This window comes from Streptomyces sp. CB09001, from assembly GCF_003369795.1.
Taxonomy (GTDB): Bacteria; Actinomycetota; Actinomycetes; order Streptomycetales; family Streptomycetaceae; genus Streptomyces.
Map to the genome: position 1 here is coordinate 2362016 of NZ_CP026730.1, position 15487 is coordinate 2377502.

Annotated in this window: 13 protein-coding genes; 7 read left to right on the plus strand and 6 right to left on the minus strand. The window is 72.7% G+C overall.

Annotated elements, in window-relative coordinates:
• Window positions 1-46 precede the first annotated feature (46 nt).
• Both C4J65_RS10895 and speB read right to left on the minus strand, forming a co-directional pair.
• The gene (locus tag C4J65_RS10895) at window positions 47-1744 is read right to left on the minus strand and encodes a thiamine pyrophosphate-binding protein (protein ID WP_115742239.1); all 1698 of its coding nucleotides are present in this window, start codon (window positions 1742-1744) and stop codon (window positions 47-49) included.
• Window positions 1741-2709, minus strand: a complete 969-nt coding sequence (gene speB, locus C4J65_RS10900; protein ID WP_115742240.1) for an agmatinase — start codon at window positions 2707-2709, stop codon at window positions 1741-1743. The genes C4J65_RS10895 and speB overlap by 4 nt, the downstream gene beginning before the upstream one ends.
• 209 nt (window positions 2710-2918) lie before the next feature.
• Here speB and C4J65_RS10905 point away from each other — a divergent pair, with 209 nt between their 5' ends.
• The gene (locus tag C4J65_RS10905) at window positions 2919-3707 is read left to right on the plus strand and encodes a phosphatase (RefSeq protein WP_115742241.1); all 789 of its coding nucleotides are present in this window, start codon (window positions 2919-2921) and stop codon (window positions 3705-3707) included.
• 32 nt (window positions 3708-3739) lie between these two features.
• Here the strand turns inward: C4J65_RS10905 and C4J65_RS10910 are convergent, their stop codons facing one another.
• The 4 genes from C4J65_RS10910 to C4J65_RS10925 form a co-directional block, all read right to left on the minus strand.
• Window positions 3740-4720: a cation diffusion facilitator family transporter gene (locus tag C4J65_RS10910; protein WP_115742242.1), complete on the minus strand. Its 981-nt coding sequence runs from the start codon at window positions 4718-4720 to the stop codon at window positions 3740-3742.
• A gap of 5 nt (window positions 4721-4725) precedes the next feature.
• Window positions 4726-5598 carry an acyl-CoA thioesterase II gene (locus tag C4J65_RS10915; protein ID WP_115742243.1) on the minus strand — a complete coding sequence of 291 codons (873 nt, stop codon included), beginning with the start codon at window positions 5596-5598 and terminating at the stop codon, window positions 4726-4728.
• Window positions 5599-5608: 10 nt separating this feature from the next.
• A complete protein-coding gene (locus C4J65_RS10920; RefSeq protein WP_115742244.1) occupies window positions 5609-6766 on the minus strand; it encodes an acyl-CoA dehydrogenase family protein in 1158 nt (385 codons plus the stop codon).
• Between the two features lie 128 nt (window positions 6767-6894).
• On the minus strand, window positions 6895-7521 hold the full coding sequence (locus C4J65_RS10925) for a TetR/AcrR family transcriptional regulator (RefSeq protein ID WP_115742245.1): 627 nt from the start codon (window positions 7519-7521) through the stop codon (window positions 6895-6897).
• 97 nt (window positions 7522-7618) lie between these two features.
• On the opposite strand from C4J65_RS10925, the gene C4J65_RS10930 reads away from it, so the two are divergent.
• The 6 genes from C4J65_RS10930 (at window position 7619) to C4J65_RS10955 (ending at window position 15443) form a co-directional block, all read left to right on the plus strand.
• Entirely contained in the window at window positions 7619-9235 is a 1617-nt protein-coding gene (locus tag C4J65_RS10930; protein WP_115742246.1) for a carboxyl transferase domain-containing protein, read from the plus strand.
• A gap of 53 nt (window positions 9236-9288) precedes the next feature.
• The gene (locus C4J65_RS10935; RefSeq protein ID WP_115746388.1) at window positions 9289-11241 is read left to right on the plus strand and encodes an acetyl-CoA carboxylase biotin carboxylase subunit; all 1953 of its coding nucleotides are present in this window, start codon (window positions 9289-9291) and stop codon (window positions 11239-11241) included.
• Window positions 11238-12191 carry a hydroxymethylglutaryl-CoA lyase gene (locus C4J65_RS10940; protein WP_115742247.1) on the plus strand — a complete coding sequence of 318 codons (954 nt, stop codon included), beginning with the start codon at window positions 11238-11240 and terminating at the stop codon, window positions 12189-12191. Before C4J65_RS10935 ends, C4J65_RS10940 begins: the two co-directional genes overlap by 4 nt.
• A gap of 5 nt (window positions 12192-12196) precedes the next feature.
• The gene (locus C4J65_RS10945) at window positions 12197-13357 is read left to right on the plus strand and encodes an acyl-CoA dehydrogenase family protein (protein ID WP_003976021.1); all 1161 of its coding nucleotides are present in this window, start codon (window positions 12197-12199) and stop codon (window positions 13355-13357) included.
• 128 nt (window positions 13358-13485) lie between these two features.
• Window positions 13486-14535 carry a siderophore-binding protein DesE gene (gene desE, locus C4J65_RS10950; protein ID WP_115742248.1) on the plus strand — a complete coding sequence of 350 codons (1050 nt, stop codon included), beginning with the start codon at window positions 13486-13488 and terminating at the stop codon, window positions 14533-14535.
• 29 nt (window positions 14536-14564) lie between these two features.
• The gene (locus C4J65_RS10955; RefSeq protein WP_115742249.1) at window positions 14565-15443 is read left to right on the plus strand and encodes a siderophore-interacting protein; all 879 of its coding nucleotides are present in this window, start codon (window positions 14565-14567) and stop codon (window positions 15441-15443) included.
• Window positions 15444-15487 lie beyond the last annotated feature (44 nt).

Below are 15487 nucleotides of genomic sequence, written 5' to 3' on the forward strand. Positions count from 1 at the left end.
GCCGGCTCCCGATCCTAGGGCCCCGGGCCGCCGGCGGCACGAGTTTTCACGCCGCGTGCGTCGGCGCGAACATCCGCAGGACAGCGGGGAGTACGACGACCGACGGGCCCGGAGTCGCCAGTGCCTTCGCGAGGTCCGTCTCCAGGGTCTCCGGTGACGTGCGCACGCCCGGCACCCCGAACGACTCGGCCAGGGCGACGAAGTCGGGGCCGGGCAGGTCCGTCGCCGTGGGCTGTCCGAAGGCGTCGGTCATGTACTGGCGCAGGATGCCGTAGCCGCCGTCGTCGACGATCAGCCAGGTGACGTTCAGGCCGTACTGGCGGGCGGTGGCCAGTTCGGCGACGGAGTACAGCGCGCCGCCGTCGCCGGAGACGGCCAGCACCGGGTGGGTGGGGTCGGCGACCGCTGCGCCCAGGGCCGCCGGGAAGGCATAGCCGAGGCCTCCGGCGCCCTGGGCGGAGTGCATGGTGCCCGGGGCCTTCGCGTCGAAGGCGGACCAGGCCCAGTAGGCCAGGACGGTCATGTCCCAGAAGGAGGGGGCGCGGGGTGGGAGGGCCTTGCGGACCGCGGCCAGGACGTCCTGCTCCAGGGTGAGGTCCTGGGCGGCGATGCGTGCGCGGACCTTGGTCAGCAGCTCCCGTACCCGGTCCGGGGCGGCCGGGTCGGTGCGCTCCCCCGCGCGCTCCCCCACCGTCTCCAGCAGGGCCTGGAGGGCGAGGCGGGCGTCGGCGTGGATGCCGAGGGCCGGGTGGTTGGATTCCAGTTTGCCGAGGTCGGCCTCGACCTGGATCACCCGGCCGCGGGGCGCGAACGTGTGGTAGTTGGAGGAGAGTTCGCCGAGGCCCGAGCCGACCACGAGGAGGACGTCGGCGTCCTCCAGGAAGTCCGTCGTGTGGCGGTCCTCCAGCCAGGACTGGAGGGAGAGGGGGTGCGTCCAGGGGAAGGCGCCCTTGCCGCCGAAGGTGGTGACGACGGGGGCCTGGAGGCGTTCCGCCAGCTGCCGGAGCTTCTTGGCGGCGTCCGCCCGGACCACTCCCCCGCCCGCGACGATCACCGGGCGCTCGGCGCGGGTGAGCAGGTCGGCCGCCACCGCCGTCAGTTCGGGGCGCGGGGGCAGTTCCTCGGGGAAGGTGTCGCCGCCGGAGACGACCGGGATCGAGGTCTCGGCGAGGAGGACGTCCTGCGGGATCTCCACCCACACCGGGCCGTGCGGGACGGTCAGCGCCGACGTCCAGGCCTCCGCGATCGCGGACGGGATCTGGGACTGGGTGCGGACGGTGTGCACCGACTTGACCACGCCCCGGAAGGAGGCGGCCTGGTCGGGGAGTTCGTGCAGGTAGCCGTGGCGCCCGCCGCCGAGGCCCGCCGTGGGGACCTGGCTGCCGATCGCCAGGACGGGGGCGGAGGCGGCCCGCGCCTCCTGGAGCGCGGCGAGGGAGGTGAGGGCTCCCGGGCCGGTGGACAGGAGGAGCGGGGCGGCCTCGCCGGTGACGCGGCCGTACGCGTCCGCGGCGAACCCGGCGTTGTTCTCCACCCGCAGGCCGATGTAGCGCAGGCCGGAGCGGCGCAGGGCGTCGAACACGCCGAGGGCGTGCTGGCCGGGCAGGCCGAAGACGGTGGTCGCGCCGAGTGCCGCCAGGGACTCCACGACCAGGTCCCCGCCGGTGCGGCAGGGGGGAGGATTCAGCGCGGCCTGGGTCTGGGCGGCGGTCGGGCGGAGCACCAGGTCGTGGTCGTGGGTCACTTCGAACGGGCCTCGGCGATCTGGCGGGACATGATGGTGGTCAGTTCGTAGGCGGTGTGGGACGCGGCCACCGACGTGATCTCCGCGTGGTCGTAGGCGGGGGCGACCTCGACGACGTCGGCGGAGACCAGGTTGCAGGAGGCCAGGCCGCGCAGGATCTCCAGCAGTTCGCGGGAGGTCATGCCGCCGGCCTCGGGGGTGCCGGTGCCGGGGGCGTGCGCGGGGTCGAGGCAGTCGATGTCGATGGAGATGTACAGGGGGCGGTCCCCGATGCGCTGCCTGAGCTGGTCGGCGACCTCGTCGGCGCCGCGGCGGTAGACGTCGGCGGAGGTGACGATGCCGAAGCCCATCTTCTCGTCGTCGGTGAGGTCCTTCTTGCCGTACAGGGGGCCGCGGGTGCCGACGTGGGAGAGCGCGGAGGTGTCGAGGACGCCTTCCTCGACCGCGCGCCGGAAGGGGGTGCCGTGCGTGTACTCGGCGCCGAAGTAGGTGTCCCAGGTGTCCAGGTGGGCGTCGAAGTGCAGCAGGGCGACGGGGCCGTGCTTCTTGGCGACCGAGCGCAGCAGCGGCAGGGCGATGGTGTGGTCGCCGCCCAGGGTCATCAGCCGGGCGCCGGTGCCCAGGAGGTCGTCGGCGGCGGCCTCGACCGTCTCGACGGCCTCGTGGATGTTGAACGGGTTCACGGCGATGTCGCCGCCGTCCGCGACCTGGGCGAGGGCGAAGGGGGAGGCGTCCTGCGCCGGGTTGTAGGGGCGCAGCAGGCGGGAGGCCTCGCGGATGGCGTTGCCGCCGAAGCGGGCGCCGGGCCGGTAGGAGACGCCCGAGTCGAACGGCACACCCACGACGGCGACGTCGGCGGCGCCGACCTCGTCCAGGCGCGGGAGCCGGGCGAAGGTCGCGGGCCCGGCGTAGCGCGGGATCCGGGAGGAGTCGACGGGACCGCGGGGCGTCTCGTTGCTGCTCATGCACTGCCTTCCTTCTTACGCTTCGTCGCGTATGTACTGCTGCCGTCCGACTGTACTGGTGAGCGGGGCAGCCGGTCGTCGCAGACTAGATGGCCGAATTGCGGCTGCGACATGTACATTCCGTCCATACGCGCCCCGGTGACTGGAGGAATCGGCTATCCCGCCGGGACCGGCTGCTGCCCGGAGCCGGGCTGCCTCACAATGGAGCCATGCCGATACCCGGGACACCCAGCCGCGCCGAACTCGCCGAGCACCTCGTCAGAACGCGTATCGCGGGTGAGGTCGCCACGCCCCGCGAGAACAACCTCTCCCACTACCGGAAGCTGGCCAACGGCGACCGGGGGTTCTGGCTCGGTCTGGAGCTGGGCGACCGCTGGAGCGACGAGCAGGACGTGCTCGCGGTGATGGCGGAGCGGGTCGGTGTCAACGACGACCCCGAGCACCGGTACGGCCAGGACACCATCGATCCCGAGCTGACCATTTCGGCGCTGGAGCGGATGGCGGGGCGGCTGCGCAAGGCGGCCGACGGCGGGCAGCGGGTGCTGTTCGCCACCGGTCACCCCGGCGGGCTGCTCGACGTGCACCGCGCCACGGCCGCCGCGCTGCGGACCGCGGGCTGCGAGATCGTGGTGATCCCGGAGGGGCTGACCACGGAGGAGGGGTACGTCCAGCAGTTCGCGGACGTCTCGGTGCTGGAGCACGGGGCCTCGCTGTGGCACACCCACTCGGGCGAGCCGATGAAGGCGATCCTGACCGGTCTGGAGCGCGAGGGCCGCCCGCTGCCCGACCTGGTGGTCGCCGACCACGGCTGGGCCGGTTACGCCGCCCAGCACGGCGTGGACTCCGTCGGCTACGCGGACTGCAACGACCCGGCCCTCTTCCTCGCCGAGTCCGAGGGCACCTTGCAGGTGGCGGTGCCGCTGGACGACCACGTGGTCAGCCCGCGCTACTACGACCCGATGACGGCGTACCTGCTGACGGAGGCGGGGCTGAAGTAGCCCGCGCTCCTGCGGCCCGGCTGTCACGGCTCCTACGGCCAGGGGTTGAGCCCCTCCGAGCGGCGCTGCGCGAAACCCGGTGTCGGGTCCAGGTAGACCCGGCGCACGATCGGGAACTCCTCGCGCAGCCGCTGCTCGGCCCGCTCGCACGCCCACTCGATCTGCGCCGCCGTCGACACGTCCCGGAAGTCGACCTTGGCGGCGACCAGGGCCTCGCTCGGCCCCTGCACGAGGGTGGTCAGCTCCAGTACGGCCTCGATGTGCTCGACGGCCACCAGCTCCGCCCGGATCCGGTCCCGGACCGAACGCGACAGGGGGCGGCCGACGAGGAACTCGACGTTGGAGCGGCCCAGCACCCAGGCGACGTACAGCAGCAGGGCGCCGATGCACAGCGAGGCGACGGCGTCCCAGACGCCGGAGCCGGTGAGCTGACCGCCGAGCAGTCCGCCCGCGGCCAGCAGCAGGCCGGCCAGCGCGGCGGAGTCCTCCATGACGACGGCCTTCACGGCGGTGTCGGGGGTGCGGCGCAGGTAGCGGCCGAAGGAGAGCCGGTGGTGGGCGGCCTCGCCGCGGACCTGTCTGAGCCCGGTGCGCAGCGAGTAGCCCTCCAGGACGAAGGCCACGGCCAGGACGAGGTACGACACCAGCGGGTCGCCGAGGTCCTCGCCGTGGGTGAGGGTGTGGATGCCGTCGTAGAGGGAGAAGACGGCGCCGCCGACGAAGGTGGCGACGGCGGCGAGCAGTGCCCAGACGTAGCGTTCGGGGCCGTGTCCGAGGGGGTGGTCCTCGTCGGCGGGGCGGACGCTGCGCTTGAGCGAGGTCAGCAGCAGTACTTCGGTGACGGTGTCGGCGACCGAGTGCGCGGCCTCGGACAGCATGGCGCTGGAGCCGCTGATCACGCCGGCCACCGCCTTGGCGACGGCGATGCCCAGATTGGCGAAGGCGGCGACGAGCACCGTGAAGGTGCTGTCGCCGCCGTTCTTCGCGCTCGCTCCCGCTGCTGTGTCCGCCATGCCCCTCAGTGTTCCCGAGGGACGCGGACCACGCCTTCCTGGACGACCGAGACGGCGAGCCGTCCGTCCTGGGTGTGGATGCGGGCCTGGCCGAGGCCCCGGCCGCCGGACGCGGACGGCGACTGCTGGTCGTACAGCAGCCATTCGTCGGCGCGGAAGGGCCGGTGGAACCACATGGCGTGGTCCAGGGAGGCCCCGACGACGTCGCCGACGGCCCAGCCGCCGCGGCCGTGCGCGAGCAGGACCGAGTCGAGCAGGGTCATGTCGGAGACGTAGGTGGCGAGGACGACGTGCAGCAACGGGTCGTCCGCGAGCTTGCCGTTGGTGCGGAACCACACCTGGGAGTGCGGTTCGCGCGGGGTGCCGAAGGCGCCGAAGGGCGGGTCGTCGACGTAGCGCAGGTCGACGGCGGCGCGGGCTTCCAGGAAGCGCTCCACGGTGTCGGCGGGCAGGTGGGGGTAGCCGCGCAGCCGTTCCTCGCCGGTGGGGAGGGTCGCCGGGTCCGGTGCGGGCGGCATCGGGGCCTGGTGGTCGAGGCCCTCCTCGTACGTCTGGAAGGACGCCGACAGGGTGAAGATCGGCTTGCCGTGCTGGACGGCGACGACGCGGCGGGTGGTGAAGGAGCGGCCGTCGCGCAGCCGGTCGACGTTGTAGACGATGGGGGCGTCCGGGTCGCCGGGGCGCAGGAAGTACGCGTGCAGGGAGTGCGCGTGCCGGTCCGCCGGGACCGTGCGGCCCGCGGCGACCATGGCCTGGGCCGCCACCTGACCGCCGAAGACCCGGGGGACGACGGCGGACCGGGAGCGGCCGCGGTAGATGTCCTCCTCGATCCGCTCGAGGTCGAGCAGGTCGAGGAGGGACTGGAGTGCTTCGCTCATGACCTGTGGTCTACAGGCCCATGTTCTTCGCGATGATCGACTTCATGATCTCGCTGGTGCCGCCGTAGATGCGGTTGACGCGGTTGTCCGCGTACAGGCGGGCGATCGGGTACTCGTTCATGTAGCCGTAGCCGCCGTGCAGCTGGAGGCAGCGGTCGATGACGCGGTGGGCGACCTCGGTGCAGAACAGCTTGGCGCTGGCGGCCTCGGCGGGGGTCAGCTCGCCGGCGTCCAGGGCCTCGGTGGCGCGGTCGGCGACGGCCTCGGCGGCGTCCACCTCGGCCTGGCAGGCGGCCAGCTCGAACTTGGTGTTCTGGAAGTGGGCGACCGGCTTGCCGAAGACGGTGCGGTCCCGCACGTACTGGGTGGCGAAGCGGACGGCGGCCTTGGCCTGCGCGTAGGCGCCGTAGGCGATGCCCCAGCGCTCGGAGGCCAGGTTGTGGCCGAGGTAGGAGAAGCCCTTGTTCTCCTCGCCGAGCAGGTCCTCGACGGGGACCTTGACGTCGACGAAGGCCAGCTCGGCGGTGTCGGAGGTGCGCAGGCCCAGCTTGTCGAGCTTGCGGCCGACCGAGTAGCCCTCGGACTTGGTGTCCACGGCGAACAGGGAGATGCCGTGGCGGCGGTCCTCGGCGGTGGGCGCGGCGGTGCGGGCGCAGACGATCACCTTGTCGGCGTGCACGCCGCCGGTGATGAAGGTCTTGGCGCCGTTGAGGACGTAGTGGGTGCCGTCCTCGGAGAGCTTGGCGGTGGACTTCATGCCCGCGAGGTCGGAACCGGTGCCCGGCTCCGTCATCGCGATGGCCCACATCTCCTCGCCGGTGACGAACTTCGGCAGGTAGCGCTTCTTCTGCTCGTCGGTGGCCAGCATGTTGATGTAGGGCAGGGCGAGCAGCACATGCACGCCGGAGCCGCCGAACTGGACGCCCGCGCGGGCGGTCTCCTCGTAGAGGACGGCCTCGAACTTGTGGCTGTCCATGCCGGCGCCGCCGAACTCCTCGGGCACGTTGATGCCGAAGATGCCCAGCTCGCCGAGCTTGTAGTAGAACTCGCGCGGCGCCTGGCCGGCGGCGAACCAGTCGTCGTAGACGGGGACGACCTCGGCCTCGATGAAGGCGCGGAGGGTCTCCCGGAACGCCTCGTGGTCCTCGTTGAACACCGTACGGCGCACCGCGCCACCTCCAGGGTACGAATATCTAAGCGCTTGCTCAGATATCACCGTACCGGCGGGTAGCCGAAGGCGTCCAGACCGGGACCCGGGTAACCCTCGTCACTCCCGCGCCCCCGGGGAGGGGCCCGCTACGCCTCCCCCACCGCCGCGAACGCCCCCCGCGCCATCCGGTGCAGCAGCGACGCCGTGACCGCGCGGCCGGGCAGGGCGCCGGGGCGGCCCAGGTGGGGGGTGGAGTTCAGCAGGCCGAAGACGGAGTGGACCGCGGAGCGGGCGGCGGGTTCGGCGACCGCCGGGTAGACCTCCCGGAGCACCCCGACCCACAGCTCCACGTACTGCCGCTGCAACTGCCGCACCATCTTGCGGTCGGCGTCCCGCAGGCGGTCCAGCTCGCGGTCGTGCAGGGTGATGAGCGGGCGGTCGTCGAGCGCGAAGTCGATGTGCCCCTCGATGAGCGAGTCGAGGACCGCCTCGGGTCCCGTCGCGCCGGAGCCCGCCCGGGAGCGGCCCGCCCCGTCCGCCTCCGCCAGCCGCCGCTTGGCCCCGGTCAGCAGCGAGTCGCTGATCCCGACCAGCAGCTCGGCGAGCATCGCGTCCTTGCCGGGGAAGTGCCGGTAGAGGCCGGGGCCGCTGATGCCGACCGCGGCGCCTATCTCGTCGACGCCCACCCCGTGGAAGCCGCGCTCGGCGAAGAGCCGGGCGGCCTCCTTGAGGATCTGCTCGCGGCGGGTGGGGGCGTCGGTTCTGGTGGCCATGAAGTCGATTCTAGACAGGCGGGTTAGCGGTCGTTAACCTGAAGGAAATGCGTTAACGCTCATTAACTGGTCGACCACTGGGTGAGGGGACCGCAGGATGCACGAGGCACCGGAGCTGACGACGGCGGCGGATCCCGCGTCGGAGGCCTTTCGGGCCAACGAGGAGGCGCACGCCGTCCTCGTTCAGGAACTGCGCGCCAAGCTCGCGGCGGCCCGGCTGGGCGGCGGCGAGCGGGCGCGGGCCCGGCACACCGCGCGCGGCAAGCTGCTGCCGCGCGACCGCGTGGACACACTGCTCGATCCCGGCTCGCCGTTCCTGGAGCTGGCGCCGCTCGCCGCCGACGGGCTCTACGACGGGGCGGCCCCGGCCGCCGGCGTCATCGCCGGCATCGGCCGGGTCAGCGGCCGGGAGTGCGTGATCGTCGCCAACGACGCCACCGTCAAGGGCGGCACGTACTACCCGATGACCGTGAAGAAGCACCTCAGGGCGCAGGAGGTGGCGCTGGAGAACCGGCTGCCGTGTCTGTACCTCGTCGACTCGGGAGGCGCCTTCCTGCCCATGCAGGACGAGGTCTTCCCGGACCGCGAGCACTTCGGCCGGATCTTCTACAACCAGGCCCGGATGTCCGGCGCGGGCATCCCGCAGATCGCCGCCGTCCTCGGCTCCTGCACGGCGGGCGGCGCGTACGTCCCGGCGATGAGCGACGAGGCGGTGATCGTCCGCAATCAGGGCACGATCTTCCTGGGCGGCCCGCCGCTGGTGAAGGCGGCCACCGGCGAGGTGGTCACGGCGGAGGAGCTGGGCGGCGGCGAGGTCCACTCGCGGGTGTCCGGCGTGACCGACCACCTCGCCGAGGACGACCCGCACGCCCTGCGCATCGTGCGGCAGATCGTCTCCACCCTGCCGGAGCGCGGCACCCTCCCCTGGGGCGTGGAGGCGGCCGCCGAGCCGAAGGCGGACCCGCAGCAGCTGTACGGCGTGGTGCCGGTCGACTCCCGCACCCCCTACGACGTCCGCGAGGTCATCGCGCGCGTGGTGGACGGCTCCCGCTTCGCCGAGTTCAAGTCCGAGTACGGGCAGACCCTGGTCACCGGCTTCGCCCGGATCCACGGCCACCCGGTGGGCATCGTCGCCAACAACGGCATCCTGTTCTCCGAGTCCGCCCAGAAGGGCGCCCACTTCGTCGAGCTGTGCGACCAGCGCGGCATCCCGCTGGTGTTCCTGCAGAACATCTCCGGGTTCATGGTGGGCCGGGACTACGAGGCCGGTGGCATCGCCAAGCACGGCGCCAAGATGGTGACGGCGGTGGCGTGCACGCGCGTGCCGAAGCTGACGGTCGTCGTCGGCGGGTCGTACGGCGCGGGCAACTACTCCATGTGCGGGCGGGCGTATTCGCCGCGCTTCCTGTGGATGTGGCCCAACGCCAAGATCTCCGTGATGGGCGGCGAGCAGGCCGCGTCCGTGCTGGCCACGGTCAAGCGGGACCAGCTGGAGGCGCGCGGCGAGGAGTGGCCGGCCGAGGAGGAGGAGTCCTTCAAGGCACCGGTCCGCGCCCAGTACGAGCGCCAGGGCAACGCCTACTACGCGACCGCCCGCCTGTGGGACGACGGCGTCATCGAGCCCGCCGACACCCGGCAGGTGCTGGGCCTGGCCCTGACCGCCTGTGCCAACGCGCCGCTGGGCGAGCCCCAGTTCGGCGTCTTCCGGATGTGAGGAGGGGACCCATGCAGAACACGAACGACACGCCGCACGACGAGACGCCGCGCATGTTCGACACCGTGCTCGTCGCCAACCGGGGCGAGATCGCCGTCCGCGTCATCCGGACGCTGCGCTCGATGGGCGTGCGCTCGGTGGCGGTCTTCTCCGACGCCGACGCGGACGCGCGGCACGTGCGGGAGGCCGACGAGGCGGTACGGATCGGCCCGGCACCGGCGACGGAGAGCTATCTGTCCGTCGAGCGGCTGCTGGAGGCGGCGGCGCGGACGGGCGCGCAGGCCGTCCACCCGGGGTACGGCTTCCTCGCCGAGAACGCGGGTTTCGCGCGGGCCTGCGAGGAGGCGGGGCTGGTCTTCGTCGGGCCGTCGGCCGACGCGATCGCCCTGATGGGCGACAAGATCCGCGCCAAGGAGACGGTGCGGGCGGCCGGGGTACCGGTCGTCCCCGGCTCCAGTGGCAGCGGGCTCACGGACGAGCAGCTCGCCGACGCCGCCCGGGAGATCGGCACCCCGGTGCTGCTCAAGCCGTCGGCCGGCGGGGGCGGCAAGGGCATGCGGCTGGTGCGGGACGAGGCGGTGCTGGCCGACGAGATCGCCGCCGCGCGTCGCGAGGCCCGTGCCTCCTTCGGCGACGACACGCTGCTGGTGGAGCGGTGGATCGACCGGCCCCGGCACATCGAGATCCAGGTCCTGGCCGACGGCCACGGGAACGTGGTGCACCTGGGCGAGCGGGAGTGCTCGCTCCAGCGCCGCCACCAGAAGGTGATCGAGGAGGCGCCCAGCGTCCTGCTGGACGAGGCCACCCGGGCCGCGATGGGCGAGGCGGCCGTGCAGGCGGCCCGCTCCTGCGGCTACCGGGGCGCGGGCACCGTGGAGTTCATCGTGCCCGGGAGCGACCCCTCCCAGTACTACTTCATGGAGATGAACACCCGTCTCCAGGTCGAGCACCCGGTGACCGAGCTGGTGACCGGCCTGGACCTGGTGGAGGGGCAGCTGCGGGTGGCGGCCGGTGAGCGGCTCGGGTTCGGGCAGGAGGACGTTCGGCTGACCGGGCACGCGATCGAGGCCCGGCTGTGCGCGGAAGACCCCGCGCGCGGCTTCCTGCCCTCCGGCGGCACGGTGCTGCGGCTGCGCGAGCCCGAGGGCGACGGCGTGCGCACCGACTCGGGGCTCAGCGAGGGCACCGAGGTCGGCAGCCTGTACGACCCGATGCTGTCCAAGGTGATCGCGTACGGCCCCGACCGGGAGACCGCGCTGCGCAGGCTCCGGGCGGCGCTGGCCGGGACGGTCACGCTGGGCGTGCAGACCAACGCCGGGTTCCTGCGGCGGCTGCTGGCGCACCCGGCGGTGGTGGCGGGCGAGCTGGACACGGGGCTGGTGGAGCGCGAGGTCGACGGCCTGGTCGCCACCGGCGTGCCGGAGGCGGTCTACGAGGCGGCGGCGGCCGTACGGCTGGAGGCGCTCCGCCCGCGCGGTGCGGGCTGGACGGACCCGTTCTCGGTGCCGAACGGCTGGCGCACCGGCGGCGAGCCCAAGCCGGTCTCCTTCCCGCTGCGTGCGCCGGGACTCGAACCCGTCACGCACACCCCGCGCGGCTCCCACGCCGTCACCGACGACGAGGTCGCCGTCACTCTGGACGGCGTCCGGCACACCTTCCACCGCGCCGCCGACTGGCTGGGCCGCGACGGCGACGCCTGGCAGGTGCGCGACCACGACCCGGTCGCCGCCTCCCTCGACCGGGCCGCCCACGCGGGCGCCGACTCGCTGACCGCGCCGATGCCGGGCACGGTGACGGTGGTGAAGGTCGCCGTCGGCGACGAGGTGAGTGCCGGGCAGAGCCTGCTGGTGGTGGAGGCGATGAAGATGGAGCACGTCATCTCCGCCCCGCACGCCGGCACCGTCGCCGAGCTGGACGTGGCGCCGGGCACGACCGTCGCCATGGACCAGGTGCTCGCGGTCATCACGCCCGCCGAGGAGTCGGCGGAGGAGAAGGAGACGGCATGAACGCCCCGGAACCGGGCCTCCCGATGGCCGTACCGGCCGAGGGCCTGCCCGCCCGCGTCCGCATCCACGAGGTCGGCGCGCGCGACGGGCTGCAGAACGAGAAGGCGACCGTGCCGACGGCCGTCAAGGCGGAGTTCATCCGCCGGCTGGCCGGCACGGGCCTGACCACGATCGAGGCGACGAGCTTCGTCCACCCCAAGTGGGTGCCCCAGCTGGCGGACGCCGAGGACCTGTACCCGCAGGTCTCCGACCTCCCGGTGTCGCTGCCGGTGCTGGTGCCGAACGAACGCGGCCTGGACCGGGCCCTGGCGCTCGGCGCGCGCCGGGTCGCGGTGTTCGCCAGCGCCACGGAGTCCTTCGCCAGGGCCAACCTCAACCGCACCGTGGACGAGGCGCTGGCCATGTTCGAGCCGGTGGTGTCCCGGGCGAAGGCGCAGGGCGACGACGTCCGCGTACGGGGCTACCTCTCGATGTGCTTCGGCGACCCGTGGGAGGGCCCGGTCCCCGTGCCCCAGGTGGTGCGGGTCTGCCGGGCGCTGCTGGACATGGGCTGCGACGAGCTGAGCCTCGGCGACACCATCGGGGTGGCGACCCCGGGCCATGTGACGGCCCTCCTCACCGCGCTGACCGGGGCGGGCGTGCCGGTGTCCGCCCTGGGCGTGCACTTCCACGACACCTACGGCCAGGCCCTGGCCAACACGCTGGCCGCGCTCCAGCGGGGCGTCACCACGGTCGACTCCTCCGCCGGCGGGCTCGGCGGCTGCCCCTTCGCGAAGTCCGCCACCGGCAACCTCGCCACCGAAGACCTCGTGTGGATGCTGCGGGGCCTCGGCATCGACACCGGGGTCGACCTCGGCCGTCTGGTCGCCACAAGCGTCTGGATGGCAGCACACCTGGGCCGGCCGAGCCCGTCCCGCACCGTTCGAGCCCTCTCCCACCAGGAGTCGTGAACACCATGGACCACAAGCTCTCCCCCGAACTGGAAGAACTGCGCCGTACGGTCGAACAGTTCGCGCACGACGTGGTGGCGCCGAAGATCGGCGACTTCTACGAGCGGCACGAGTTCCCGTACGAGATCGTCCGCGAGATGGGCCGCATGGGCCTGTTCGGGCTGCCGTTCCCGGAGGAGTACGGCGGCATGGGCGGTGACTACTTCGCCCTCGGCGTGGCCCTGGAGGAGCTGGCCCGGGTCGACTCGTCGGTGGCGATCACGCTGGAGGCGGGGGTCTCGCTGGGCGCGATGCCGCTGCACCTGTTCGGCACCGAGGAGCAGAAGCGCGAGTGGCTGCCCCGGCTCTGCTCGGGCGAGATCCTGGGCGCCTTCGGTCTCACCGAGCCGGACGGCGGCAGCGACGCGGGCGCGACCCGGACCACGGCCCGCCTGGACGAGGCCACGAACGAGTGGGTGATCAACGGCACCAAGTGCTTCATCACCAACTCCGGCACGGACATCACGGGCCTGGTGACGGTCACGGCGGTGACCGGCCGCAAGCCGGACGGCCGCCCGCTGATCTCGTCGATCATCGTCCCGTCGGGCACCCCGGGCTTCACGGTGGCCGCCCCGTACTCGAAGGTCGGCTGGAACGCCTCGGACACCCGTGAGCTGTCCTTCGCCGACGTCCGGGTCCCGGCGGCGAACCTGCTGGGCGAGCTGGGGCGCGGCTACGCGCAGTTCCTGCGCATCCTGGACGAGGGCCGGGTCGCCATCGCCGCGCTGGGCACGGGGCTCGCGCAGGGCTGTGTGGACGAGTCGGTCGCCTACGCGAAGGAACGTCACGCCTTCGGCCGGCCCATCGGCGCCAACCAGGCCATCCAGTTCAAGATCGCCGACATGGAGATGAAGGCCCACACGGCCCGTCTCGCCTGGCGGGACGCGGCCTCGCGGCTGGTGGCGGGCGAGCCGTTCAAGAAGGAGGCGGCGCTGGCGAAGCTGTACTCGTCGACGGTCGCGGTGGACAACGCCCGGGACGCCACCCAGGTCCACGGCGGCTACGGTTTCATGAACGAGTACCCGGTGGCCCGCATGTGGCGGGACGCGAAGATCCTGGAGATCGGCGAGGGCACCAGCGAGGTCCAGCGGATGCTGATCGCACGGGAGTTGGGGCTGGTGGGCTGAGCCCCCGGCGCGGTGGGGGCGGGTGCCGCCCGGCCCCACCCCTGGACAAGATCTGAGGTTAGGCTAACCTACCTTCGAATTGTCCCGCGGAGCGCGACGCTCCGCACCGTTCGAAGGCAGCCACCACCATGTCCAACGCCAGCGCCACCCACCCGACCCGCCGCGGAATCCTCGCCGCCGGCGGCGCCCTCGGCCTCGGCGCCGTGCTCGCGGCCTGCGGCGACGACGACGGCAAGAGCGGTGGGGCGGGCGACGGGTCGGGCGGCGCCGCCAAGTCCGGCCCCTGGTCCTTCAAGGACGACCGCGGCACGACCGTGAAGCTGGACGCGGTGCCGACGAACATCGTGGCCTTCACCGGCGTCGCCGCCGCCCTCTTCGACTACGGCGTCGAGGTCAAGGGCGTCTTCGGCCCGACCACCACCAAGGACGGCAAGCCCGACGTGCAGGCCGGCGACCTCGACGTCGACAAGGTCACCGTCCTCGGCAACGAGTGGGGCAAGCTCAACGTCGAGAAGTACGCCTCCCTCGCCCCCCAGGTGCTCATCACCACGACCTTCGACACCGCGGGCACCCTCTGGTCCGTCCCGGAGGAGTCGAAGGACAAGATCGCCAAGCTCGCCCCGAGCGTCGCGATCTCGGTCTTCGACCGCCAGCTCACCCAGCCGCTCCAGCGCATGTGGGAGCTGGCCGAGTCGCTCGGCGCGGACATGAAGGCCAAGAAGGCCACCGACGCCAAGGCCGCCTTCGACAAGGCCGCCGCCCGGCTGCGCGCCGCCGCCAGGGCCAGGCCCGAGATCCGGGTGCTGGCCGGTTCCGCGAGCCCCGACCTGTTCTACGTCTCCGGCACCAACCTCTCGGTGGACCTGGAGTACTTCAAGGCCCTCGGCGTGAACTTCGTCGAGCCCTCCGAGGCGGCCAAGAAGGCGACCGGCGGCTGGTTCGAGTCCCTGAGCTGGGAGAACGTCGACAAGTACCCGGCCGACGTGATCATCATGGACGACCGGGCCTCGACCATCCAGCCCGCGGACATCACCGAGGGCACCTGGAAGAAGCTCCCCGCGGTCAAGGCCGGCCAGGTCATCGCCCGCTCCCCCGAGCCGATCCTGTCCTACGACAAGTGCACGCCGCTCCTCGACAACCTGGCCGAGGCGATCGAGAACGCCAAGAAGGTCGGCTGACCCGCCCCCTTTCTCCCCCGGAGCCCTCCATGACGACGGCCGTGGCCGCCCCGTTCCGTTTCTTCTCCCTCCGGGTCGTAGGGACGCGGCGGCTCGGACCGTCCCTGGCCCGGGTCTCCTTCGCGGGGCCAGACCTGCGCGACTTCCGCTCCGACGGCCTCGACCAGTCCCTGTCGCTGTTCCTGCCGCACCCGGGGCAGGCGGAGCCCCCGGTCCCCGTCGAGCTGGGCGAGGGCTGGTGGCAGGGCTGGCGGGAACTGCCGGAGGACGTACGGGCGGTGATGCGCTCGTACACGCTGCGGTCGCTGCGCCGGGACGCCGACGGGCACACCGTCGAGATCGACGTCGACTTCGTCCTGCACGGCGTCGAACCTGCGGGGTCCGGCCGGGACCGCGCGGCGCCGGAGGCAGGTCCGGCCGCCCGCTGGGCCGCGGACGCCGCCCCCGGCGACCGCGTACTGCTGCTCGGTCCGGCGGTCGCCGACAACCGGGCGATCCGCTTCCGGCCGCCCGAGGACACCGACCTGGTGGTGATCTGGGGCGACGAGACCGCCGTGCCGGCCGCCTGCGCCATCGTGGAGTCGCTGCCGGCCGGCACCCGTGCCCGGGTGTGGCTCCAGGTGCCGCACACCGAGGACGTGCAGGACCTCCGGACGGCCGCGGACGCCGAGATCACCTGGCTGGCCGGGGACGCCGACGGCGGCCCGGAGACGACCCTCGCCACCCTCCGGGAAGCTCAACTTCCGCCCGCCGAAAGCCCCTACGTCTGGATCGCGGGCGAGTCCGGCTGCGTCAAGCAGCTGCGGCGGCACTTCGTGGGCGAGCGCGGCGTCGACCGCCGGCGCGTCACCTTCGTCGGCTACTGGCGCCGGGGCCTGACGGAGGAACAACTCCGCGAGCAGGGCTGACGACCGCACGCATGGGGCCTCAGTGACGGCAGTCACGCACAGGC